Genomic DNA, 22,155 nt, shown 5'->3' with positions numbered 1-22,155 from the left:
AAACTCACTCTTGACCATCTAAACATCGGATGATTAGATCGCCTCAGGCGAAGCTTCGGGGCCGCACGCCCCAACATCGCAACATCAAAGGAGATAACGATGAAGAGACGCACGAAGACTGCCGCCGCCGTCCTGGCAATCGGGTCGCTGGCCCTCGCAGGATGCGCGTCGGGAGACTCTGCCGAATCCGCTGACGGGCTCGTCTGGTCGATGTGGATCGGATCCACGGAAGACCAGACAGCCTGGCAGGCCGTCGGCGAAGCAGGAGCCGCCGCCTCAGGGGTGAACGTGACCTTGCAGGGAGCACCATTCGCCGACTACTGGACGAAGCTGTCCACGCAGCTCGGCACCTCCGCCGCCCCGTGCATCGTCTCGATGCAGAGCCTCCGCATCAACCAGTTCAACAGCGGCCTCCTGCCGCTCGACGACCTCATCGCCGGCTCCGACATCGACCTCGCCGAATTCGACCAGGGCGCGCTCGACGCGATGCAGGTCGACGGCCAGCAGTACGCGATTCCCTACGACACAGGCCCCATGGTGCTCTTCTACAACAAGGACGCCTTCGCCGCGGCGGGCGTCGCCGACCCGGCTCCCGGCTGGACCGCAGACGAGTTCGATGCGGCCACCGCGAAGCTCAAGGACGCCGGCCAGGTGGGCTTCGCATCGACGGTCGAGGACCTCTTCCTCGAGAGCAGCGTGCTCGCCTACAACGGAGGCCGCGTCCTCGATGAGAACGGCGAGTTCACCTTCGACGACTCAGCCTTCGGCGAGGGAGTCGAATGGATCGCGGAAGCAGTCCAGGACGGCCGCGCGACAGTCGCCAACGGACCGGACAACACCGCGGACGACAACGCCTTCGTGAACGGCTCAGCCGCCTCCGTCGTCGGAGGCCCGTGGCTGCTGCTCGACTTCAACGCGAAGACGGACTTCGAGATCGGCGTCGCGACGCTGCCCGCCGGCCCGAACGGCGGAGGCACCTTCTCGGCCGGCAGCGGCTTCGGCATCTCCTCGGAGTGCGCAGACCCGGAAGCCGCCCTCTCTGCCATCGCAGGCATGACCTCCGAGGAGGTGCTGACCTCGCTCGCTGAGCAGGGCCGCGCCTTCCCGGCACGCACCGCCGCGCAGCAGGTGTGGTTCGACAACGCCGGTATCGACGGCCTCCAGGAGGCCATGGATGCGGCGCTCGAGACGGCGATCCCCCTCCCGGGTTCCGCGAAGGGCGACCAGTTCAACCAGCTGCTCGTCCAGTACGGGCCGCAGATGGTGAACGGCGACAAGCCGGCGGATGAAGTCCTGCCCGAGATCGCGACGCAGCTCGGATCATGACGCTCACCACTGAACCGGAGGCGACGACGCCCGCGGTTCCCTTGACCACCGAGGCGAAGCGAGAGCCGGCGCCGCCGCGCAGGCAGCGCCCGAACCTGTGGGGGCCGGCATTCGCTGCCCCCCACGCGATCGGGCTCGGGCTCTTCACCTTGACCCCCATCGTCATCGCGCTCGTCATGAGCTTCCACGACTGGCCGATGATCGGCAGCCCGACGTTCACCGGCATGGACAACTTCCAGCGCCTGTTCGCTGACGAGACCTTCAGGGCCGCGTTCGGCAACACGCTCCTCTTCGTCGTCCTCTACCTTCCGCTGAACCTCATCGTCTCGATGGGCATGGCCGCATGGCTGTCACCGCGCATCAAGGGACGCCAGTTCTTCCGGGTGCTGTTCTTCCTGCCGACCGTCACGCCGATCGTCGCCAACGCGGTCGTCTGGCGTCTCATCTACGAGCCCGGCGGCACGCTCGACGCGACGTCGCAGACGCTCTTCGGGATCGAGCTGCCGAACTTCCTGGCCGATCCCAACTGGGCCATGGCCGCGATCGTCGTCATGAGCGTGTGGCAGGGGTTCGGCTACAACATGCTGGTGTTCTCGGCCGCCCTCGACTCGGTGCCCGAGAACCAGATCGAAGCCGCACAGCTCGACGGCGCCAACCCCTGGACGATCTTCTGGCGCATCCAGTTGCCCTTGATCTCGCCGTCGGTGTTCTTCGCCACGATCATGACGCTCATCACGTCGTTCCAGGTCTTCATCCAGCCCTACATCCTCACCAAGGGAGGGCCCGGAACCTCGACGCTGACGCTCGTGCAGTTCATCTACAACCAGGGCTTCACGTTCCAGCAGCTCGGGCTCGCCGCCGCAGCCGGCTGGGTGCTGTTCATCATGATCCTGGTCATCACCGCCGTGCAGTTCATCGGCCAGAAGAAGTGGGTGCACTATGAGTAGCGGCACCACCCAGGTCCGACGCAGGGCCGCAGTTCCGAGTCGAGCAGGTCAGCGCATCCGTTCCGCCATCGGCTACGTGCTGCTCGGGATCGTCACGCTCATCTTCATCTCGCCGCTTCTCGTGATGATCGGGTCATCTCTCAAGAAGCCGAACGAGATCTTCTCCACTCCCCCGAGCCTCTTCGGCTCGACCCTCGAATGGGGCAACTTCGTCGAGGTCTTCGAGTACGCCCCCTTCGGCCAGTACCTGATGAACGGCATGATCGTCGCCGTGCTCGGGACCGCGCTCACGCTCGCGGTCGCCGCGCTCTCCGGCTACGCGTTCTCTCGGCTCAAGTGGAAGGGTCGCGGCGCCACGTTCGCCGTGTTCCTGGCGACCATGATGCTCCCGCAGGAGGTCATCATCGTGCCGGCATTCGTGCTCATGCGCTCGCTGGGGTGGGTGAACTCGTACGAGGCGCTCATCATCCCCTGGGCGTTCACCGCGCTCGGTGCCTTCCTGCTCCGCCAGTTCTACATGACGGTGCCGCAGGAGCTCGAAGACGCAGCCCGCCTCGATGGCGCTGGAACGGTGACGATCTTCTTCCGCATCATGCTGCCCCTCTCCCGGTCCACGCTCGCCGTGCTCGCGGTCTTCACCTTCATCACGTACTGGAACTCGTTCCTGTGGCCACTCATCATCGTCAACGATGTGAGCGCCCTCGGGACGATCCCGCTCGGACTCCAGCAGTTCTTCGGCCAGCAGGGCACCCAGTGGCATCTGCTCATGGCGGCGTCCGTCATCTCGATGCTCCCGACGACCGTCCTGCTCGTGGCGCTGCAGAAGCACCTCGTCCGAGGTGTCGTCACGTCCGGCATGGGCGGCCGCTGACCGCGACTCCCGTCGCCCACCGACGGCCCTCCCCCACCCCAACCAGGCAACAGCAACCGCTTCAGAGAGGAAGCCGCTTCCCATGGCAATGTTCAAGTCAGAGCCCGTCCGCCCAGAGGCCTACAAGAAGTTCGAACGCGAGACACCCGAGTGGTACCAGGATGCGAAGCTCGGCATCTTCGTGCACTGGGGACCGTACTCGGTGCCGGCCTGGGCCGAGCCGATCGGTCCGCTCGGGACGTTCGACGAGGAGTACTGGTTCCGGCACAACCCCTACGCCGAGTGGTACTACAACACGGTGCGCATCGAGGGCAGCACGGCGCACCAGCATCAGCAGGAGGTGTTCGACGGTGCCCCGTATGACGCGTTCATCGACCTGTGGAAGGCGGAGAACTTCGATGCGGGGGCGGTCATGGACCTCGTGAAGTCGACCGGGGCTCGCTACTTCGTCCCCACCACGAAGCACCATGACGGCGTGGCGCTGTGGGACGCTCCGGGAACCGGCGACCGCAACACCGTGCAGCGCGGCCCCCACCGCGATCTCGTCGCGGAGTTCAAGGACGCCGCCGAGGCTCGCGGCGTGAGGTTCGGCGTCTACTACTCGGGCGGACTCGACTGGCACTTCACCGACGCTGCCGTCATCGATGGCCCCATCGAGGGAGACCGACGCCCCGTCGACAAGGAGTACGCCGACTACGCGCACGACCACGTCGTGGACCTCATCGAGAAGTATCAGCCTGAGGTGCTGTGGGGCGACATCGAGTGGCCGGACGCTGGCAAGGCGCCAGGCGAGAAGAGCCTGGTCAACATCTTTGAGAAGTTCTACGCGAGCCGTCCGGATGGGGTCTCGAACGACCGGTGGGGCGAGACCCACTGGGACTTCCGGACCAGCGAGTACGAGCAGGGACGCGCCCAGGAAGGTGACGGCGCCTGGGAGAACTGCCGCGGCGTCGGGTTCTCGTTCGGGCACAACACGCTGGAGGACGAGTCGAACTCGCTCAGCGGCGTCGACGCGATTCGGAACTTCGTCGACATCGTGTCCCGTGGCGGCAACTTCCTCCTGAACATCGGGCTCACGGCCTCAGGCGAGGTGCCGGAGCTGCAGCGGCACACGCTCGAGGTGCTCGGGGCCTGGAACGCGGTGCACGGAGAGCCCGTCTTCGGCTCACGTCCGCTGGATTCGATGCTCGGCGCAGAGAGCGACACTCCGTGGGTGCGTTGGACGCGCACGGGTGGCATTGCGAACGCCTTCGTGGATCTGCCTGTCGGCGAGACCGTCGTCCTCGAGGCACTGTCCGATCGGCTCGACCTCGCGGGGGCGGAGGTCGTCGGCGCGACCTCCCGCGTCGACGGTGACACGGTGACGCTCGTGCGCGCAGACGGTGCCGTCGAAGGCCTCGTTCGCGTCTCCTTCCCGATCCGCGGCGACGTCGAAGCGTAGGTATCCACGGCGGAAACCACGACGCCGCCCGAAGCTGTCATCGCGACAGCCTCGGGCGGCGTCGTGGTTTCCGCCGTCACCTGCTGCCGCCCTGTGCCACCGAATGCCGAGGTCGTGCGCCGAAGGGTCAGCCTCCAGCGTCAGCTGTTCGACGACTCCCCATCGACGACCGCGGTGACGCGGTCGAGGTACAGCGAGACGAGCTTCGCCTCCTGCGGCGAGAGGTCCTCGGAGAGGCTGCGGATCTGGCCGGAGACGGGGTCGATCTCGTCGGCGTCGAGGTCGGTGTCGACCGGAACGATCATCTTGCGTCGACGGTCATCCGGGTCCGGCGCCGTTCGCACGAGGCCCGATTCGGTGAGGCGCTGCACGAGCATCGTCGCCGACGCGCTCGTGACGTCGAGCCAGTCGGCCAGCTCGCCAGGGCTCGTTCGCTTCCCCTCACCGGTGCGCTCGAGGATGAACCGCATCGCGGACCGGTGGGTCTCGCTCAGCTCACCGGTCGCCTGGCGGCGCCGCCCGAGGCGCGCCTCCGCTCGGCGCAGCTCGTCGACGGCCTCAGAGGCCTCGTCCCCTGGAGTCGCGGAGGGGCGCTCACGGGTCGTCGAGTTTTGTTCGCGGTTCCTTGAGACGTCAGTCATGAGCTGTGGTCACCGACCCGATCAGAGGAACGCGGAGACGGCGGCGATGCAGCCGACGCTGAGCGTCGCACCGATGACGGACAGGGCGAGAAACTCCTTCGGGAGCGTGCGTCGCTGGTAGGCGTCCCAGTAGCGGTCCGAAGTGGAGCGCTTGGCTGACTTCTCAGAGGCGGAGGTGGGAGCGAGGGAAGTCATGTAGTTAGCCTAGCTACGTTCACGGAGGGCAACAAGGTGAGAACTCCCCACCCCGAGTGCGAACTGCAGCTCGAACCAGAACGAGCCACCGGCGCGTCAAGCACCGGTGGCTCGCTTCCGCAGCAGTCTTCAGAAGAGCTGGTACGCACCGATCAGGCCGCCCACGATGAGCATCACGAGCGCCACGAGGATGCCCCGCACGATGACCTTCTTGAAGTGGTCTCCGAGGTTGACGTTCGCAAGCCCGATAAGCAGCAAGAAGGAAGCCACGAGTGGGCTGGACTGATGCAGCGCCTGTCCAACGAGCCCAGCGCGCGCCATCTCGACGGGAGCGATCCCGTAATGGCTCGCCGTCTCCGCGAGGATCGGAAGCACTCCGAAGTAGAACGCGTCGTTGGTCATGATGAACGTGAGCGGGATGCTGAGCAGCCCCGCGATGACGGGCATGAACGATCCCATCCAGTCCGGGATGATCGAGACGAGCCACGCGGCCATCTCGGTGATCATGCCGGTGCCGTTCATGATGCCGGTGAGGACGGATGCGGCGAAGACCATGCCGACGACGCTGATCACACTGTCGGCGTGAGCTTTGATCTGCGCGGACTGTTCCTTGATCTTCGGGAAGTTCACGACAAGGGCGATACCGGCGGCGGCCATGAAGATAACGGCCGGCTCGACGACATCTATGACAAGCAGCGTCATGACGGCCAGGGTGAGGACGAGGTTGAACCAGATCAGCCTCGGACGTGCGTTGGGGCGGGTCTGGATGGTGCCGGTCTCCGTGACCTCACGAGCGAAGTCGTTCTCGATGACCACCGATGAGCCCGTCTTGGGCATTCCCTCTGCGGCGGCGATGCTGTGCACGAGCTGCCGGCTGGAGTTCTTGTCGACTGAGGGTGACACGCCGCCGCCTTCGCCGGGCAGGGACAGCCTGCCGATGCGCTTGCGCTCGGAACGGCCCAGGAAGTATGCGAGGACCAGCACGGTGACGACGCCCGCGAAGATCGCAGGGGCCATGGGGACGAAGATGTCGATCGGCGACACCCCAAGGGCCGCCGCGGCGCGAGCAGTCGAACCGCCCCACGGCACTGTGTTGAGGACACCGTTGGAAAGTGCCGCGACGACGGTGAGCACGACAGGGCTGAGCCCAAGACGCAGGTAGAGAGGCAGAAACGCCGAGGTGACGATGATGAAGGTAGTGGAGCCATCCCCATCGAGCGAGACGATGCTCGTCAGCAGCGCGGTCCCGATGACCAGACGCACCGGATCGTCCTTCACGAAGCGCAGGATGAGTCGGATCAGTGGGTCAAAGAGGCCGACGTCGATCATCGTCCCAAAGAAGATGATTGCGAAGAACAGCAGTGCCGCGGTTGGTGCGAGCTTGAGCAAAGACTCGATCACCATGTCACCCATGCCGAGGCCAGCCCCAGTGAACGCCCCGAAGATCAGGGGGACGAGGATGAGCGTGGCGATGGGGGTCGCCCTCTTGCTCATCACGAGGTACATGAAGACGGCGATCATCAGAAAGCCGAGGACTACGAGCATCGTTGCTCCTCATTGTCGATACGGGGACTCTAGGTCGCCTGCGGTTGCGCAGCACAACCCAGCCAGGCTAGGTACACGGAGTATATACACACAGGTATACCTATTGAGAACCTAATATGTACCCATGGTCGAAATCGCGCAACCCCGTTCAGCTGATTCATCTGCCGGTGCGGTGCCGGAGCAGCTTGCGAAGACCGAGCGCGTGTATCGCCACCTGCGTGAGGACATCGAGAACGGGACATTCACCCCTGGGCAGGCGTTGCCCGAGGCGATGCTTGTGGAGCACACCGGCGCTTCACGCACGCCGGTCCGTGAAGCACTCCGTCGGCTGGCAGTGGATCAGCTCGTCGAGATCGAGCCCCGACGCGCCCCGACGGTGACGCGGCTCTCATTGCGAAGCGCCCGAGCACTGTTCGACTATCGACGCATTCTTGAGCCGGCAGCGATGAAGGCGATTGCTGCACGGCAAGTGAAAGACCCGGCGCTGAGCGTGCGATTTCTCGACCTTGAAGCGGCATTCGCTGAGCTCGTGGACGAGCCATACTCCCCGGAGTTCGCAGCCCGTTTCGCCGAGTTGACCCGCAAGTTCGATGACACCGTGGTGTCGCTCACCTCGAACGACTACCTCGCTCGAGCGATCACGGAGCTTCGACCGCACGCTTCCCGCCTGCGGAGAATTGCCCATGCCGACGTCGGCCGTCTCGCGGAGTCCGTACGAGAGCACATCGAGATGTGCCGCGCCATCGCGCAGGGCGACGGAGACAAAGCCGCGGCCGCCTGCATGAACCACCTCTTCCACGTGGATCAGGCGATTTTCACCGCCTTGCTCGACTCCACCCGCCCTGACGCGATGGTGGACATCGACGGCTGATCGCCGTCAGCGACTCGTGATCGCAACGAAGCGGTCGCCAGTCGTGATGACCTGCGAGCCGGGGACGAGGGCTCGAGCCGCCACATCCTTCCAGGTCGCATAGTGCGCCGCACGACGGTGCTCGAGGGTGAAGGCGACCTCGTCGCGGTAGATCTCGTAGAACCCGTACTGACGAGCCTCTCGGTCGATCTCGATGACATCGAAACTCAGGCAGCCGACCTCGTCGCGCACGGAGGACTCCGCGTTCTCCGTGATCGCTGCCAGGAATTCGCTGACGTATTGTTCCTGCACTTCAACCGTGACCCAGACGCTGAACATGTACTCTCCCTCTTGCTAGGTATACCTGAAGGTGTACCCTAACTCATGCACCAACGATGGTGCTGGTTCCGAGAGGTCGAAGAATGCAGACGATAAGCCCCCAGGGAGTTCGCGTTGAAGCCGCGGTGTGGCGTGTTTTCGCGTCGAGCGTGCTCCAGTTCCACCACTTGAAGGAAGCCGACGCTGATCTGGTCGCGGACAGCTTGGTGCAGGCCGATATGTGGGGGCATCAGTCGCATGGGCTGCTGCGCCTTCCCTGGTACGTGGCTCGCCTGAGAACCGGAGCGATGCAGGCCTCCGCAACCCCCACGACGCTCGTGGACACGGGCAGTCTCCTCCTGATCGATGGGCACGATGGAGTTGGACAGGTCCTGACTGAGCGTGCACGCAAGGAGGCCGTGACTCGGGCTCGCGTGCATGGCATCGGCGCCGTCGGCGTTCGCAATTCGAACCACTTCGGGACGGCCATGTACTTCACCCGCCGCGCGGCGCACGACGGTTGCGTCTCCATCCTGACCACCAATGCGTCCCCGGCGATGGCGCCGTGGGGTGGCCGCGAGAAGCGTGTGGGCACCAACCCATGGTCGATCGCGGCACCGAATGGCGACGGTGTGATCTCGCTCGATATCGCGAACACCGCCGTGGCGCGCGGGAAGATCTACCTTGCCCGCCAGCGGGAAGAGCCGATTCCCTCCACTTGGGCGCTCACGCCGGACGGTGCTCCGACCACTGACGCTGGCGAAGCCGTACACGGCGTGATCTTGCCTATGGCTGGCCACAAGGGATACGCCATCAGCTTCATGATGGACGTGCTTTCCGGCGCGCTCACGGGGAGCAAAGTTGGCCGGAGCGTCCACGGGCCGTACGAGGCGGACAAGCCCTCCGGGGCTGGGCACCTCTTCCTCGCCATCGACGTCGCAACCCTGGGCTCCCCGGACGAGTTCCAATCCAGGGTCCAGCAGATGATCGACGAGGTCCACGACACCCCGCTCGCGCAGGGGCATGAACGCATCTACTACCCCGGCGAGATCGAGGACGAATCGGCAGCAGCGAACGCCGCTGCTGGCGGCATCATCCTCCCCGCGAACACCTGGGACGACCTGGCGGAACTCGCGAGCGAAGCGCGCATCGCGCTCCCCCACCGCAGCTAACTCACTTCAAAGAAGAACGGAAGAGAACAATGCCTACCGCTATCAACCCGACAACCGGCCAGAACATTGCCGACTACCCGCTGCACACCCCTGAGGACGTTGACCGCGCTCTAACCGCAGCGGTCACCGCGCAGCGGACGTGGCGGACGACACCCCTCGAAGAGCGCACGCAGCTGCTCACTCGCATCGCCGCGACACTGCGCGGCGGTGTCGACGAATACGCGGCGCTCATCACCGATGAGATGGGAAAGCCCATCGCTGAGGCGCGCGGCGAAATCCTCAAGTCCGCCAAGACCCTCGACTACTACGCCGAGCACGCGGCGTCGTACCTTGCATTCGAGGAGATCGAGTCGAACGCCACAACCTCCGGCGTGGAGTTCGATCCGCTCGGCGTGGTCCTGGCGATCATGCCCTGGAACTACCCGTTCTGGCAGTTCTTCCGCTTCGCAGCGCCCGCCCTCGCTGCTGGCAACGGCGCGATCCTCAAGCACGCCAACAACGTCCCCGGCAGTGCTCTCGTCATCCAGAAGATCATGGACGAGGCCGGCACCCCAGCCGGACTCTTCTCGACGCTCATCATCAACGCGTCCGAGGTCAAGGGCATCATCGAGGACGAGCGCATCGCCGCGGTCACCCTCACCGGCTCTACCGAAGTCGGCGCACTCGTCGCCGCGCAGGCGGGCAGCGTCCTCAAGAAGCAGGTCCTCGAGCTTGGCGGCTCCGACCCCTTCATCGTGGCAGCAGATGCAGACCTCGAGGCCGCATCCACTGTTGCCGTCAGCTCCCGCTTCAACACCACCGGGCAGTCCTGCGTCAACGCGAAGCGCTTCCTCGTGGACGAGAGCATCGCGGACGAGTTCGTGAGACTCTTCACCGAGAAAGCTGCTGCTCTGGTCGTTGGAGACCCTCGCCGCGAGGAAACGCAGATCGGCCCCATGGCACGTGGCAACCTCCGAGACGCTCTGCACGAGCAGGTCGAGCGCACGCTCGAGTCCGGGGCAACGGCGCTCATCGGAGGCGCGATCCCGGACGGCCCTGGCTACTTCTACCCGCCAACGATCCTCGACCACGTCAAGCCGGGCAGCGCCGCGTTCGACGAAGAGACCTTCGGCCCCGTCGCTTCCGTCACTCGCGTCGCCAACATCGATGAGGCCGTCGAGCTCGCAAACTCCAGCGAATACGGGCTCGGGGCGACGATCTTCTCTCGCGACGTCGACGCTGCTCGAGCCACCGCACGACGAGTTGACTCGGGAGCCGTGTTCATCAACGGCCAGGTCGCCTCCGACCCGCGCCTGCCCTTCGGCGGCATCAAGCGATCCGGCTACGGGCGCGAGCTCTCCGGATACGGCATCCGCGAGTTCGTGAACGTCAAGACGATCTGGATCGGACCGGTCAGCGAATGAGCCCCATCAGCTCCTACCAGCCCCATGTCTTTCGACCGGAAGAGCTGCCCTCAAAGAATCGCGGCGGTGGTGCACGCACCATCCCCCTCGTCACCTACGGCCGAGGCGCGACTTCCTACCTCAACGGCATGACGATCTTCGACCCCGGCGCCCAGATCGGCCACCACACCCACAACGTCGCCGAATCCGTCATGGTCATCGAAGGCCGCGCCATCGTCGACATCGACGGTGAACGCTCGGAGCTCAACACCTTTGACACCACCTTCGTGCCCGCGAACATTCCCCACCACTTCGAGAACATCTCGGCCACCGAGCCCATGAGAATCCTCTGGACCTACGGATCGATCGATTCCACACGCACGCTCATCGACAGCGGTGAGCACGGGCGAATCGACGGGGAATCGGCCGACAGCGCTGGCCCCTCCGGTCTCGACTCTGTCACCGAAGTCGCGACCTTGAGAGTCCATGACGGACACCAGGCGGCGTTCGAGCGCGCCGTCGCAAGAGCAGCCCCCTTGTTCCAGCGAACTGCCGGTGCGCGCACCTTCGCGCTCGAGTCTGTCGCAGAGGACGCCACCGAGTACCGGCTCATCGTGCGATGGGAGTCCGTCGACCACCACATGGTCATCTTCCGGGAGTCTCCCGAATTCCAGGAATGGCGAGCCCTCGTGGGCGAACACCTCGCCGAACCGCCTCGTGTCGAGCATCTCAAGAACGTCTTGACGGCGTTCTGACTCCCGGTCTGCTTTGTGGTGCACGCCCCGTCGTGCCTCAGCATGTGCACCACAAAGCTCCCGTCGGGGGCTGTCCCTAACGCCCGAGCGCACCCGAGATCCCACGCGCCGCCATCCGCACCCCGAGTGCGAACTGCGGCTCGGCGAGGCGCTCGACGTGCGCGATGATCGACACCGCCGCGACGACCTCGCCGTGCGCATCCACCACCGGAGCGGCCATCGAGAACGCACCAGGCGTCATCTCCTCGACCGACCTGGAGAGGCCCGTCGCCCGGATCTCCGCGAGCCGGCGCCGAAGTGCCTTCTCCTCGGTGATCGTGTTCGGCAGGTACTGCCGCGGCTTCGACGCGACGACCTCGTCGAAGACCTCGATGGGCGAATGCGCGAGCAGCACGAGCCCGACACCCGTCGCGTGCAGGGGCAGCCGCGTGCCGACATCCGAGATGACCCGCACCGCGTTCGGGCTCGAGATGCGCTCGAGGTAGACCGCGCCGAGGCCGTCCCGCACTGCGATGTGCACGTTCTCCTCCGTCGCCTCCAGGAGATCCTCGAGATACGGCCGCGCGATGGCGCGCAAGCGCTCGACCGTCGTCCGGCGCGCCCCGAGGCGCCACAGCTTGATGCCGACCCGGTAGGTGCCCGACACCGTACGCTCGAGCCCACCCCACTCGGTCCAGGACGCGAGCATGCGGTGCGCCGTCGACACCGGCAGGTTCGCCGCCGCCGCGACCTGCGTGAGCGTCAGCTCCTCACGAGCCGCGAACGCGTCGACGATCGCGAACAGCTTCTGCGCCACACTGCGCTCATCACCACCGCCACCGGACATGCCGCAATGGTAGCCGCGAGCGGACCATCCACATCGATGATGCTCGCCATCATGAACTTCAGCTTCCCTGATATGTGGGTTCCGGACGAAAGTGGTGTTGTGCCCGCGACGGCACATGCAAGCCGCGGCCGAGAACCGCCACAGACGCACCGCACCAGACGAAAAGGATCGACGATGATCAAACTGCTCTCCCACCTCTCGCACATCGAGATCGCGACGCCAGACGTCGAAGCCTCGGTCACGTTCTACGAGAACGAATTCGGCCTGCGCGTCGTCGCACGCGAAGACGGCAAGGTCTACCTCCGCTCGTGGGGCGACTACTACACGTACAGCCTCGTCATCGCCGAAGGCCCAGAGGCCGCCCTCAACGTCATGGGCTGGCGCACCTCCAGCGCCGAGGCACTCGACGAGGCGGCCAAGCGCATCGAAGCCGCCGGCGTGCACGGCGAATGGGCAGACCGCAGCGTCGGCCACGGCAAGTCGTACACCTTCACCGGGCCGTACGGTCACACGATGGAGCTCTACTGGGACGTTGAGAAGTACCAGGCGGACGCCGAGCACGCCTCCGTCTTCCCCGACCGCCCCGAGAAGCGCTCGAAGCACGCCGTCGGCCCCCGCCAGCTCGACCACGTCACCGTCGCCGCCTCCGACGTTCGCGGCTTCGCGAAGTGGTACAACGAGGTCCTCGGCTTCCGCATCATGGCCTACACGGTGCTCGACGACCACCCCGTCACGGTCTTCTCCGTCCTCACCACCAACGAGAAGTCGCACGACCTCGGCGTCGTCCTCGACAGCTCGTCGCGCCCCGGCCGCATCAACCACTACGCGTACTGGGTCGACACCCGCGAGGAGCTCCTCCAGGGCGCCGACGTGCTCATGGAGAACAACATTCCCATCGAGTACGGCCCCTCCATCCACGGCATCGGCGAGCAGAGCTTCCTCTACCTCCGCGACCCCAGCGGCATGCGCATCGAGGTCAACACGGGCGGCTACCGCAACTACGTGCCCGACTGGGAGCCCAACGACTGGAAGCCCTCCACCGGCTCCAACAACCTCTACCGCAACGGCGCCATGCCGATCTCGATGACCGAGTCGTTCCCGCCGGACGCCGGACGCCCCACCGCGACCGAGGAGGGCATCCTCCCCGGAACCGAAGAGGCCATCCTCAACCCGTACGCAGTGCAGGGCCGCGGCTAGGTCACTCCGCTCCGGGCAGTGCTCAGCTCGTGGGCTGCTCCACCGGCGAGCTGAGCACGGCACTCGCACGATCCGCGCGGGCCCCCGCATCCACCAGGTTCCTCCTTTCCTGGTCCCGGATGCGCGGGCCCGCGTCTGTGCGAGCACTCATCTGTGCGTGCGTGCGTGCGCGCGTCAGCGCTTCGGCAGGGCGACCCCGGTGACCTCGGCCAGCTCCGCGATGAGGCGCGCCCGGAAGTCCGCGTCACGCACACCGACCGCCGGCTGCTGCTCGGCGCCGTGGTGCCAGTAGCCGCCCGTGACCTGCAGACTCGGGTCGACCGCCAGACGCTCCTGCGTCTCATGGCCGAGATCGAAGTCATCTGGCGCCCCTGACCCGCCCATCTTCGTCGCCACCCAGCCCGGGTCGACGGAATTGGCGAGCACGCGCGGAGCCCACAGCTCGGCGACGCCCGCCGAGAAGGCCGCGACGAGCAGCTTCGTGTCGGAATAGCTCGCCGTCACGGAACCACCCGACCAGTCGAGCCCCGCCAGCTGTGCCTTGCCGTCTCGGTGCATGCTGCTGCTGAGGTAGACATGCCGGCTCGGAGTCGTCAGGAGAGCCGTGCAGAGATACGGCGCGACAACGTTGACGGGCAGCAGGCTCGGCCCCGTCAGCACGCCGGCGTTGTGGATGACCGCGTCGATGGCCCGCCCATCGTTGAGTTCGTCCATCGCGTCGAGCACTGCCCCGCGGTCGGCGAGGTCGGCGATCACCAGGTCCGCGCCGCGGTCGATGAGCGCCGACACGGCCTCCGCCCGAGCCGCGCTCCGCGCGTGCACGATGACCTCGTGCCCCTGATCGAGGAGCGACTCCGCAGTCGCGTATCCGAGGCCGTCGGTGGAACCGGTGATGAGGATGCGTGTCATCGCCCCATCCTCACACCCCGACCGCTCAGCGCGCTCATACTCCGTCGGGGCCCGGCGCAGGAGGTATATTCACTGGAAACTGACGCGGTCGACCCGGTCGCCGTGACCCCCATTCGCTTCCCTGGCCTGAAGAGATGCACATGACACGACAAGAAGTTCTCGCCCTCGGATACCTCATCGCGGGACTCGCGCTCGGCGTGATCGCCGTCATCGCAGACCTCATGGGCGGACCCGCCTACCTGCACGCCCTCACCTGGGTCGGCGGATTCGCCGGCGGCTACGGCCTGATCACGATCATCAAGAGCGCGCGACAGCGCCGACGGCACCCGCTCGGGACCAAGGATTACGAGCCGGACACGAGCAACCCGCCGCACCTCACCTGAGTCCCCGCGGCCGGGCTACCGCCGAAGATGCGGCGGGTGATCTCGGCCGCTGACCTCTCGAGGAGCAGCCGCAGGCGCGGCTCATCCTGAGGGCGATCCTCCGACCAGGTGACCGCGATCGCAGCCGCCGGCCACCCAGTGTGGTCGAGCACTGGCATCCCCACCGAGCGCATCCCCACCGACACCTCGCCGTTCTCCGACGCCAGCGACCCGCTGCGGACCCCGTCGAGCACCGCCCGCAGCTCGCGCGGAGTCCTCGGGCCGCGACCCGTGCGATCCGCGAACGAAGACGCATCCGGGAACAGCGCACGCACCTGCTTCTGCGGCAGGGCCGCGAGCATCGCACGACCGGACGCGGTGAGGTGCGCCGGCAGACGCACCCCCACGTCGGCGACCAGAACCGGCCGACGTGGTGCGCGCTCGTCGACGATGTAGAGCACATCCCGGCCGCTCATCACCGCGAGGTGCGCGCTCTCCCCCACCTGGTCGACGAGGTCGGCGACCACCTGGTGGCCGACCCGCGCGAGCGGCTCCTGCCGTGCGTATCCGCCAGCCAACTCGAACGCGGCCGTGCCGAGACCCCAGCGACGCTCGCCGCGCACATGCACGACGAAGCGGTGCTCGAGCAGCGTCGTCAGCAGGTGGTAGACGCTCGAGCGCGGGATACCGAGCTGCGTCGCGATCGTGCTCGCCGCAACCGGCCCCCGCTGGCGACTCAGGAAGCTGAGGATCGCGAGCGTCTGGTCGGCCGCCGGCACCTGGGCGCGGCCAGCAGCCTTGCCGCCGGCCGCCGTCACGCGCTCATCCCGGCAATGCCCTCGAGCGACCTCGACCTGGCCGCGCGCGTGACCAACATCAGTGCGAAAAACTGCCCGGGACGCGCCAAGAGCCCCCGGACGGCAGATATTGCACTCAAGTTGGACAGGCGTGCAGGCGACTCCGCTGCGCCCGTCGCGCCTGTCGCAGCCACCAGGCCCGTCGCGTCTGCCGAGCCCATCGCGCCCACGGCGAAAGACTCCCGGGCAGCCGTGACCAACATGAGTGCAAAAGACGGCCCGGAACGCCTGATGAGCCAAAAAGGCGCCGGATGAGCACTCATGTTGGACACCGGGTCGACCGTCGGCAACGCACGCGCGAGCTGGCCCGCCAGCGCGGGCATTCTGTCTGGGATCACAGACACCAAGTCTCCTCCCGGCGCTGACGATGCGCAACGGGTGGGGTGGAATCGAGGTCATGAGCACACCCGCATCCGCCGCCGGCCGCCCCTCGTCCAGCTCCGCCGAGCCCGGCTCGGGACAGGCTGCGCCGCTCGCGCCCGTCACTCTCGGCCTTCACCCGCTCGAGCCCTCGGAGGTCGTCGCTGTCGCGAGGCATGGCGCGCGTGTCGACGTCGCACCGGCCGCGCTCGCCGAGGTGGCGCGCACCCGCGACCTCATCGAACGCCTCGCCGACGACCCGAACCCGCACTACGGCATCTCGACGGGCTTCGGCGCGCTCGCGACGAAGTTCATCGCACCCGAGCGGCGCGTGCAGCTGCAGGCGAGCCTCGTCCGCTCGCACGCGGCTGGTACCGGGCCGGAGGTGGAGCGCGAGGTGGTCCGGGCGCTGCAGCTGTTGCGCCTGCAGACCCTCGCGACGGGGCGAACCGGCGTGCGGCCCGTGGTCGTCGAGACGTATGCCGCCATGCTCAACGCGGGCATCACCCCGATCGTGCGCGAGTACGGCTCCCTCGGCTGCTCGGGTGACCTCGCCCCGCTCTCGCACCTGGCCCTCGCCGCGACCGGCGAGGGCACCGTCCGCGACGAGAACGGCACCGAAGTGGATGCGGGTGCGGCACTTGCGGCCGCCGGCATCGAGCCGCTTGTCCTCCGTGAGAAGGAGGGCCTCGCGCTCATCAACGGCACCGACGGGATGCTCGGGATGCTGCTGCTCGCGATCCACGACATCCGGATGCTGCTCACGACGGCCGACCTGGCCGCCGCGATGTCGGTCGAGAGCCAGTTCGCGACCGATGCCGTCTTCGCCGCCGATCTGCAGGCCCTGCGCCCGCAGCTCGGCCAGGGCGAGTCCGCCGCGAACCTGCGCCGATTCCTCGCCGACTCCCCCATCGTTGCCAGCCACCGCGGGCCCGAGGACGGCCGCGTGCAGGACGCCTACTCGCTGCGCTGCTCGCCCCAGGTGCACGGGGCCGCCCGCGACACGCTGGCGCACGCGGCGATGATCGCCGAGCGGGAGCTCGCATCTGCCGTCGACAACCCGGTCGTGACGCTGGATGGTCGGGTCGCGTCGAACGGGAACTTCCACGGGGCACCCGTGGCCTACGTCCTCGACTTCCTGGCCATCGCGGTCGCCGACGTGGCCAGCATCTCCGAGCGCCGCACCGACCGCGCCCTCGACCCGTCCCGCAACCGTGGGCTCCCGCCGTTCCTCGCGCACGAGGTCGGCGTCGACTCGGGTCTGATGATCGCGCAATACGCGGCCGCGGGCATCGTCTCGGAGCTCAAGCGGCTCGCGGTGCCCGCGTCCGTCGACTCGATCCCGTCATCGGCCATGCAGGAGGACCACGTCTCGATGGGCTGGGCTGCAGCGCGCAAGCTGCGCCGCGCCGTCGACGGGCTCGGGCGGGTGCTCGCCATCGAGGTGCTCACAGGATCCCGCGCGCTCCAGCTCCGCGCTCCGCTCGAGCCAGGCCGGGCCACCGGCGCCGTCCTCGGCCTCGTCTCCGCCGTCTCCGAAGGGGCCGGTCCCGACCGTTTCCTGAGCCCCGAGATGGAAGCCGTCGCCGAGCTCGTGCTCGCGGGAGAGGTGGCGCGGACAGCTCTGGCGAACTCCACCGACGTCTGACCCGCGACGCGGGGAGCACGGCAGGCCCCGTCGCCTACGTCGTCGGCTCGGCCTCGTCCCAGCCTCGCTGCGGGGTCTCGCACGTGTCGCGGAACACGTACTGCGAGGGCAGCTTGCGCTGGTGCGACGACCAGTCGATGGCGGGGCGGCGCTGTTCCTTGGGGAGGTAGCCGAGGCGGTACACGGCCATGAGCTCGAACTCGTCCGGCACCTTGAGCAGGTCGACGATCTTGTCCCACTGCCCCGGCACCTCCATGGGGAACGACACGAACTGGATGCCCATCCCGATCTCACCCGTGGTGAGCCAGATGTTCTCCATCGCCGCCCCCATGCTGAACACCGAGTAGAACGAGGACAGCTCCCCCGGCCGATACTCGGCCCGGTCGAGCATCACGCCGAGCAGCAGCGGCGAGCCCGCGACGAGCTTGCGGTTCTCCTCGCCGAGCGTGTTGGGGACGCGCAGCGAGTTCATGAGGAACTGGCCGCGCTTCGTGAACACCTGGCTCGTGAACGGCCGGAGGGGCGCGGGGAGCTTGTCGAACAGCATCCCGTCTCGCCGCTCCTCCATCTCCTGCTTGCTGAAGCGGAAGTACGGCTTGTACCGCTCGAAGAACGTGCCGTTGCTCATGGCCGTCGTCATGCTCTCGCCGCTGATGCTGGCGATCGCCTCGATCGTCTCGCGCGCCTCGACGACCACGAACCGCCACGGCTGGCTGTTGAGCTGCGATGGGGCACGGCCGGCGACCTCCATGAGGAGGCGCTGATGCTCCTCGCTGACGGGGTCTGGGAGGAACGGGCCGTTGGTGGTCTTGCGGCGCCGCAGGACGTCGAGGAATTCCATGCGCTGAGTCTGGCGCATCCGCCTGAAACGTATGCCCGAGCCTGCGGGTGGACCTCGGGGGCCGAAAGTCCAGCCCCTCAGCCTGATGCCGGTGATCCGAACTCCTTATGTGCGATTTCGACAGAAGGGTGGAAGCCTGGACTGACCACCCGGCTCAAAGGAGAACCAGTGACCAGTCCCCTCAACGTGCTCATCCTCTCGGGACACATGACGTCCGAGCATGACAATGAGTTCCGCAGCTTCCGCCAGCACAACCAGTGGCTGACGACGCTCCTCGAAGACACGGGTCGGTTCAAGGTGCGCGTCACCGAGGACCCCCGCGGTCTCACCTCCGAGATCATCGACAAGTACGACGTGCTGCTCATCGTCTTCGAAGGTCGCGACGGCTACCACGACCAGGGCACCGGATTCGGTCCCGAGACGGATGCGGCGATCCTGAAGTTCGTGCACGACGACGGCAAGGGCATCGTCTGGTTCCACGGCTCTGCCGTGCAGGAAGACGACTGGGGGTACCCGGAGGAGTACAACGCGATGCGCGGCTCGAAGCTCAGCGTGCCAACGGGCATCCGTCCCCGCCCCTGGGGTGAGGCGCAGCTGCGCACGACCGAACCCCGCCACGCCATCACCGACGGCATCAACGACACCTGGACGGTCACGGGCGACGACATCCTCGTCGGCGTCGAGCTGTACGAGGGCGCGAAGGTGCTGCTCACGACCTTCGACGACCTCGAGTCCTATGAGAAGGCGCCCATGTGGCCCATGCCGCACTACCCCGTCGCGATCCCGCCCGAGGGCATCGCCGCGCTGCCCGGAATCAACACCGACCAGCCCCTCGCCTGGATCAACGAGTACGGCACTGGCCGCTCGTTCACGATCACGATCGGGCACGACATCGACACGTTCCGCCGCATCGAGTTCATCCGCATGTTCCCGCGCGGCGTCGAGTGGGCAGCGACCGGCGAGGTGACGCTCACCGGACCGGACCGCCGCGGCGACCGCCGCATCAACCCGTGGCCGTACTACAACGGCGAAGGCTGAGGCGGGTCTCGGAGCGTTGAACGGTGAACGCGGGCCGCATCCAATCGCTGCCAGTCACCGTGCCGCTGGGCTCGCCTCTTCGGAGATCGCTGCCGGTCAATGTGCCGCTCTCGCCTCGCCAGAAGGGCCATTCCTCTGGCAGTGGTTCGGCGCGGCGCGGGGCGGGGCGGGGCGGGGCGAGTCAGCGTCGGGCGGATGCCGGGCGAGCGGATGCTCGCACCGCGAGCGCGTAGAAGGGTGCGGCCGCGAGCGCGATGGCGGGGTGCCGTCGGGAGTGGGTGCCTGCGTACGGGATCGCGGCGAGCGGGAGCGCGGTCGGCAGCAGCAGCGTGCCCGCGCGGCGGCGGTGCTCGTCGCCGCTCGTGAGCAGCGTCACGCCGGCGGCGAGCGTGAGCGCCGACGTGCAGATGTAGAGGGCGTGGTGGATCCAATGCCAGCGGCCGGTGCGCACGACGCCCGTCGCGACGCTCACGCCGAGGGCGCAGTTCGCGGCGTAGCTGGTCGTCGCGGCGACCAGCAGCGGGGGCACGTTCACGTCGCCGACGGTACACCGGCGGGCTGAGGCGAGCCCTGCGGCGTGAGCGTCTGGTCTCGGGTCAGCAGCAGGCGGTAGGGGAACTCGCGCCGCACCGTCCATCCCTGCGGCGCGACCGCTCGAAGCTCGGTCGCCGTGTAGCTGCGACGGATGGAGAGCGTCCCGTCGAAGTGCACGAACGACCCGCGGTCGAGGGGCTTCGTCGCGACGCCGAACGCGGCGAGCGCGAGGCGTCCGCGCTCGATGTCGCTGTGCAGGGCGAGCGGGGCGAGGGCCGCGCTGTCGGTGAGGAGGCCGGTGAGCGCATCCGCGTCGAGGTGGTGCAGGAGGTGGTTGGACGTGACGATGTCGTAGGACTCCCCCGCGGCGACGAGCTCGCTGCTCGAGGCCGCCCGGAAGCCGACGCCGCTCGCCGTGAGGCCGCGCGTCTCGACGAACTCGTGCGCTCGCTCGTCGGGGTCGATGGCGGTCACCTCGAGGCGCAGCCCGTCGTGCGCGGCCCACCGGGCGAGTGCCAGTGGGATGTCGCCGCCCCCGAAGCCGATGTCCAGCAGTCTGGATGCGCGCGTCCGGTCGAGCACGGGCCGCACGTCGCGGAGGTACACGCGACGCCAGCCCGCGACCAGCGCGTTGACGGCGCGGAACTGCCGGTACGTCGCGAAGAGGCGATCGCGGTCGCAATCGGGGTCGTCCATGAGCTCGAGCGACGTCGTATCGCGCGGGAGGGCGGCCGCCGAGGCGACCGCGCGGAGTGCGCTCACGCGCGCGTCCGCGTGAATCGTCCGACCTCGACCGTGAGTCCGGGACCGAACGCCATCGCGCAGAGCGCCTGCCCGCGATCGCTGGCGTTCTCGATAGTCGGATCGCCGGCGCTCGGGTCGCCGACGCCTGGGCCGTCAGCGCCCGGCCCGTCGATGCTCGACTCGCCGCCGCTGATGCCGCGCCTCGAGTCGCTGGCGTTCTCGCTGAGCAGCCGTTCGAGGATGAACAGCACCGTCGCACTCGACATGTTGCCGTGGTCGCGCAGCACGCCTCGTGACGGCGCGAGCTGCTCCTCGGTGAGGCCGAGGGCCTGCTCGACCTTGTCGAGGATGCTCCGCCCACCTGGGTGGATCGCCCACAGCGGCGTCTCGGCGGGCACGGTCGGCGCGAGCAGCGGAGCGACGACGTCTTCGATCGACGCCCCGATGATGCTCGGCACGTACCCCGAGAGGCGCATCCGGAACCCGCTGTCGCCGATAGTCCACGCCATCTCCGACTCGCCCTCGTCGGTGATGGTGCTCGCGAGGGCGTCGATGGTCAGGATGCGCGTGCCGGCCGGGGCGGGACGTGCCGTCACGAGGGCTGCAGCGGCCCCGTCGGCGAAGACCGAGGTGGCGACGATCTGCTCCGGGTCGTTCGAGCTCGTCAAGTGGATGGTGCACAGCTCGACGCACACGATGAGCACGACCGCGTTCGGGTCGGCCCTGGCGAAGGCATCCGCTGCACGCAGTGCCGGGAAGGCGCCGTAGCAGCCCATGAAACCGAGGTGGAAGCGCTGCACGCGGGGCGACAGGCCGAGGCCGCGCACGAGCTCGTAGTCGGGGCCGGGCGCGTAGAAGCCCGTGCAGGAGACGGTGACGACGTGCGTGATGTCGCCGGTCTCGAGGCCGCTGCCCTCGAGCGCGGCACGGGAGGCGCCGAGCAGCAGCTCGGGCACGCGCTCGGCGTAGACCGCATTGCGGGCGCCGGTGGAGGCGTCCAGCACCAGGCCTTCGGCGACGAGCGCCGAGTCGGTGCCGCCTGCGAGCGCATCCACGACCGTGTGCCTCGTCTCGATCGCGGAGCCGTCGAAGGCCGCGCCGATGAGGCGCGCGCCGAGGCGGTTGATGCCGGGCTGGGCCGCGAAGAGGTCACGGGCCTTCGTCTGGGGCAGCTCGGTCGGGGGGACGGCAGTGCCGATGCTGCGGATGTGCACGCTCACGGCACGACCGTACGCCCCGCATCCTGAGAGCCCCCGCGAGTCGCCGCCCTCGCAGAGGTCCGGGCGAATCGGAGCCCATCACGGCCCGACAAGGCCCCCTCGACGTGAGGCTCCGGGGGGGGTCCGCTGGGTAGCGGACCCGGGGGCGGTGGCTCTCAGGATGCGGGGCGTACGGT

At 67.5% G+C, this 22,155-nt stretch carries 23 protein-coding genes; 12 read left to right on the top strand and 11 right to left on the bottom strand.

The window, feature by feature from the left end:
* Nucleotides 1-99: 99 nt before the first annotated feature.
* From C5E06_RS14240 to C5E06_RS14225, 4 genes are all read left to right on the top strand, one after another.
* Nucleotides 100-1,326, top strand: coding sequence for an ABC transporter substrate-binding protein (locus C5E06_RS14240; RefSeq protein ID WP_104307327.1), 1,227 nt, complete (start codon nucleotides 100-102; stop codon nucleotides 1,324-1,326).
* Nucleotides 1,323-2,273 carry a carbohydrate ABC transporter permease gene (locus C5E06_RS14235; RefSeq protein WP_104239918.1) on the top strand — a complete coding sequence of 317 codons (951 nt, stop codon included), beginning with the start codon at nucleotides 1,323-1,325 and terminating at the stop codon, nucleotides 2,271-2,273. The genes C5E06_RS14240 and C5E06_RS14235 overlap by 4 nt, the downstream gene beginning before the upstream one ends.
* A complete protein-coding gene (locus C5E06_RS14230; RefSeq protein WP_104307326.1) occupies nucleotides 2,266-3,144 on the top strand; it encodes a carbohydrate ABC transporter permease in 879 nt (292 codons plus the stop codon). Before C5E06_RS14235 ends, C5E06_RS14230 begins: the two co-directional genes overlap by 8 nt.
* 82 nt (nucleotides 3,145-3,226) lie before the next feature.
* Nucleotides 3,227-4,585: an alpha-L-fucosidase gene (locus C5E06_RS14225; protein ID WP_104307325.1), complete on the top strand. Its 1,359-nt coding sequence runs from the start codon at nucleotides 3,227-3,229 to the stop codon at nucleotides 4,583-4,585.
* A 140-nt stretch (nucleotides 4,586-4,725) separates the two neighbouring features.
* Here C5E06_RS14225 and C5E06_RS14220 read toward each other — a convergent pair whose 3' ends face one another.
* The 3 genes from C5E06_RS14220 to C5E06_RS14215 all read right to left on the bottom strand — a co-directional run bounded on the left by C5E06_RS14220 (nucleotide 4,726) and on the right by C5E06_RS14215 (nucleotide 6,966).
* Entirely contained in the window at nucleotides 4,726-5,226 is a 501-nt protein-coding gene (locus C5E06_RS14220) for a MarR family winged helix-turn-helix transcriptional regulator (RefSeq protein ID WP_104239921.1), read from the bottom strand.
* Nucleotides 5,227-5,247: 21 nt separating this feature from the next.
* Nucleotides 5,248-5,421: a hypothetical protein gene (locus C5E06_RS19390; protein ID WP_181058150.1), complete on the bottom strand. Its 174-nt coding sequence runs from the start codon at nucleotides 5,419-5,421 to the stop codon at nucleotides 5,248-5,250.
* A 129-nt stretch (nucleotides 5,422-5,550) separates the two neighbouring features.
* Nucleotides 5,551-6,966: a CitMHS family transporter gene (locus C5E06_RS14215; RefSeq protein WP_104307324.1), complete on the bottom strand. Its 1,416-nt coding sequence runs from the start codon at nucleotides 6,964-6,966 to the stop codon at nucleotides 5,551-5,553.
* A 124-nt stretch (nucleotides 6,967-7,090) separates the two neighbouring features.
* Between C5E06_RS14215 and C5E06_RS14210 the strand changes: the two genes are divergently transcribed.
* Nucleotides 7,091-7,837: a GntR family transcriptional regulator gene (locus C5E06_RS14210; protein WP_104307323.1), complete on the top strand. Its 747-nt coding sequence runs from the start codon at nucleotides 7,091-7,093 to the stop codon at nucleotides 7,835-7,837.
* 6 nt (nucleotides 7,838-7,843) lie between these two features.
* Here C5E06_RS14210 and C5E06_RS14205 read toward each other — a convergent pair whose 3' ends face one another.
* Nucleotides 7,844-8,155, bottom strand: coding sequence for a putative quinol monooxygenase (locus C5E06_RS14205; protein ID WP_104307322.1), 312 nt, complete (start codon nucleotides 8,153-8,155; stop codon nucleotides 7,844-7,846).
* 56 nt (nucleotides 8,156-8,211) lie between these two features.
* Between C5E06_RS14205 and C5E06_RS14200 the strand changes: the two genes are divergently transcribed.
* Genes C5E06_RS14200 through C5E06_RS19680 form a run of 3 tightly spaced genes read left to right on the top strand, consistent with a single transcriptional unit; the run spans nucleotide 8,212 to nucleotide 11,443 of the window.
* A complete protein-coding gene (locus C5E06_RS14200) occupies nucleotides 8,212-9,306 on the top strand; it encodes an Ldh family oxidoreductase (protein WP_219820388.1) in 1,095 nt (364 codons plus the stop codon).
* Between the two features lie 29 nt (nucleotides 9,307-9,335).
* On the top strand, nucleotides 9,336-10,709 hold the full coding sequence (locus C5E06_RS14195; RefSeq protein ID WP_104307320.1) for an NAD-dependent succinate-semialdehyde dehydrogenase: 1,374 nt from the start codon (nucleotides 9,336-9,338) through the stop codon (nucleotides 10,707-10,709).
* Complete coding sequence (locus tag C5E06_RS19680; RefSeq protein WP_228496681.1) at nucleotides 10,706-11,443, top strand: cupin domain-containing protein; 738 nt, start codon at nucleotides 10,706-10,708, stop codon at nucleotides 11,441-11,443. Before C5E06_RS14195 ends, C5E06_RS19680 begins: the two co-directional genes overlap by 4 nt.
* A 76-nt stretch (nucleotides 11,444-11,519) precedes the next feature.
* On the opposite strand, the gene C5E06_RS14185 is transcribed toward C5E06_RS19680, so the two are convergent.
* A complete protein-coding gene (locus tag C5E06_RS14185) occupies nucleotides 11,520-12,269 on the bottom strand; it encodes an IclR family transcriptional regulator (protein WP_181062992.1) in 750 nt (249 codons plus the stop codon).
* Between the two features lie 174 nt (nucleotides 12,270-12,443).
* Here C5E06_RS14185 and C5E06_RS14180 point away from each other — a divergent pair, with 174 nt between their 5' ends.
* Nucleotides 12,444-13,466, top strand: coding sequence for a VOC family protein (locus C5E06_RS14180; RefSeq protein ID WP_104239928.1), 1,023 nt, complete (start codon nucleotides 12,444-12,446; stop codon nucleotides 13,464-13,466).
* Between the two features lie 174 nt (nucleotides 13,467-13,640).
* On the opposite strand, the gene C5E06_RS14175 is transcribed toward C5E06_RS14180, so the two are convergent.
* Nucleotides 13,641-14,375: an SDR family NAD(P)-dependent oxidoreductase gene (locus C5E06_RS14175; protein ID WP_104307318.1), complete on the bottom strand. Its 735-nt coding sequence runs from the start codon at nucleotides 14,373-14,375 to the stop codon at nucleotides 13,641-13,643.
* Between the two features lie 140 nt (nucleotides 14,376-14,515).
* On the opposite strand from C5E06_RS14175, the gene C5E06_RS14170 reads away from it, so the two are divergent.
* A complete protein-coding gene (locus tag C5E06_RS14170) occupies nucleotides 14,516-14,758 on the top strand; it encodes a hypothetical protein (protein WP_104239930.1) in 243 nt (80 codons plus the stop codon).
* Here the strand turns inward: C5E06_RS14170 and C5E06_RS14165 are convergent.
* Entirely contained in the window at nucleotides 14,719-15,555 is an 837-nt protein-coding gene (locus C5E06_RS14165; RefSeq protein ID WP_258067650.1) for an IclR family transcriptional regulator, read from the bottom strand. The genes C5E06_RS14170 and C5E06_RS14165 overlap by 40 nt on opposite strands.
* Before the next feature lie 436 nt (nucleotides 15,556-15,991).
* Here C5E06_RS14165 and hutH point away from each other — a divergent pair, with 436 nt between their 5' ends.
* On the top strand, nucleotides 15,992-17,602 hold the full coding sequence (hutH, locus tag C5E06_RS14160; RefSeq protein WP_104307316.1) for a histidine ammonia-lyase: 1,611 nt from the start codon (nucleotides 15,992-15,994) through the stop codon (nucleotides 17,600-17,602).
* Between the two features lie 34 nt (nucleotides 17,603-17,636).
* Here the strand turns inward: hutH and C5E06_RS14155 are convergent, their stop codons facing one another.
* Complete coding sequence (locus C5E06_RS14155) at nucleotides 17,637-18,443, bottom strand: nitroreductase family protein (RefSeq protein WP_104307315.1); 807 nt, start codon at nucleotides 18,441-18,443, stop codon at nucleotides 17,637-17,639.
* Nucleotides 18,444-18,611: 168 nt separating this feature from the next.
* On the opposite strand from C5E06_RS14155, the gene C5E06_RS14150 reads away from it, so the two are divergent.
* On the top strand, nucleotides 18,612-19,481 hold the full coding sequence (locus C5E06_RS14150) for a ThuA domain-containing protein (RefSeq protein WP_104307314.1): 870 nt from the start codon (nucleotides 18,612-18,614) through the stop codon (nucleotides 19,479-19,481).
* 181 nt (nucleotides 19,482-19,662) lie between these two features.
* On the opposite strand, the gene C5E06_RS14145 is transcribed toward C5E06_RS14150, so the two are convergent.
* Genes C5E06_RS14145 through C5E06_RS14135 form a run of 3 tightly spaced genes read right to left on the bottom strand, consistent with a single transcriptional unit; the run spans nucleotide 19,663 to nucleotide 21,979 of the window.
* Complete coding sequence (locus tag C5E06_RS14145) at nucleotides 19,663-20,016, bottom strand: hypothetical protein (protein WP_104307313.1); 354 nt, start codon at nucleotides 20,014-20,016, stop codon at nucleotides 19,663-19,665.
* The gene (locus C5E06_RS14140; protein ID WP_258067647.1) at nucleotides 20,013-20,777 is read right to left on the bottom strand and encodes a class I SAM-dependent methyltransferase; all 765 of its coding nucleotides are present in this window, start codon (nucleotides 20,775-20,777) and stop codon (nucleotides 20,013-20,015) included. The genes C5E06_RS14145 and C5E06_RS14140 overlap by 4 nt, the downstream gene beginning before the upstream one ends.
* Complete coding sequence (locus C5E06_RS14135; protein WP_104307312.1) at nucleotides 20,774-21,979, bottom strand: type III polyketide synthase; 1,206 nt, start codon at nucleotides 21,977-21,979, stop codon at nucleotides 20,774-20,776. The genes C5E06_RS14140 and C5E06_RS14135 overlap by 4 nt, the downstream gene beginning before the upstream one ends.
* Between the last annotated feature and the right edge of the window lie 176 nt (nucleotides 21,980-22,155).

This window comes from Pseudoclavibacter sp. RFBI5 (genome assembly GCF_002931395.1).
In the GTDB taxonomy this organism is placed as follows: Bacteria; Actinomycetota; Actinomycetes; order Actinomycetales; family Microbacteriaceae; genus Pseudoclavibacter.
This window is presented reverse-complemented; position numbering and strand designations above follow the sequence as displayed.

Coding starts and splice junctions, on each gene's coding strand:
- C5E06_RS14240 (WP_104307327.1), top strand. CDS start 100: ATGAAGAGACGCACGAAGACTGCCGCCGCCGTCCTGGCAATCGGGTCG.
- C5E06_RS14235 (WP_104239918.1), top strand. CDS start 1,323: ATGACGCTCACCACTGAACCGGAGGCGACGACGCCCGCGGTTCCCTTG.
- C5E06_RS14230 (WP_104307326.1), top strand. CDS start 2,266: ATGAGTAGCGGCACCACCCAGGTCCGACGCAGGGCCGCAGTTCCGAGT.
- C5E06_RS14225 (WP_104307325.1), top strand. CDS start 3,227: ATGGCAATGTTCAAGTCAGAGCCCGTCCGCCCAGAGGCCTACAAGAAG.
- C5E06_RS14220 (WP_104239921.1), bottom strand. CDS start 5,226: ATGACTGACGTCTCAAGGAACCGCGAACAAAACTCGACGACCCGTGAG.
- C5E06_RS19390 (WP_181058150.1), bottom strand. CDS start 5,421: ATGACTTCCCTCGCTCCCACCTCCGCCTCTGAGAAGTCAGCCAAGCGC.
- C5E06_RS14215 (WP_104307324.1), bottom strand. CDS start 6,966: ATGCTCGTAGTCCTCGGCTTTCTGATGATCGCCGTCTTCATGTACCTC.
- C5E06_RS14210 (WP_104307323.1), top strand. CDS start 7,091: ATGGTCGAAATCGCGCAACCCCGTTCAGCTGATTCATCTGCCGGTGCG.
- C5E06_RS14205 (WP_104307322.1), bottom strand. CDS start 8,155: ATGTTCAGCGTCTGGGTCACGGTTGAAGTGCAGGAACAATACGTCAGC.
- C5E06_RS14200 (WP_219820388.1), top strand. CDS start 8,212: ATGGTGCTGGTTCCGAGAGGTCGAAGAATGCAGACGATAAGCCCCCAG.
- C5E06_RS14195 (WP_104307320.1), top strand. CDS start 9,336: ATGCCTACCGCTATCAACCCGACAACCGGCCAGAACATTGCCGACTAC.
- C5E06_RS19680 (WP_228496681.1), top strand. CDS start 10,706: ATGAGCCCCATCAGCTCCTACCAGCCCCATGTCTTTCGACCGGAAGAG.
- C5E06_RS14185 (WP_181062992.1), bottom strand. CDS start 12,269: ATGTCCGGTGGCGGTGGTGATGAGCGCAGTGTGGCGCAGAAGCTGTTC.
- C5E06_RS14180 (WP_104239928.1), top strand. CDS start 12,444: ATGATCAAACTGCTCTCCCACCTCTCGCACATCGAGATCGCGACGCCA.
- C5E06_RS14175 (WP_104307318.1), bottom strand. CDS start 14,375: ATGACACGCATCCTCATCACCGGTTCCACCGACGGCCTCGGATACGCG.
- C5E06_RS14170 (WP_104239930.1), top strand. CDS start 14,516: ATGACACGACAAGAAGTTCTCGCCCTCGGATACCTCATCGCGGGACTC.
- hutH (WP_104307316.1), top strand. CDS start 15,992: ATGAGCACACCCGCATCCGCCGCCGGCCGCCCCTCGTCCAGCTCCGCC.
- C5E06_RS14155 (WP_104307315.1), bottom strand. CDS start 18,443: ATGGAATTCCTCGACGTCCTGCGGCGCCGCAAGACCACCAACGGCCCG.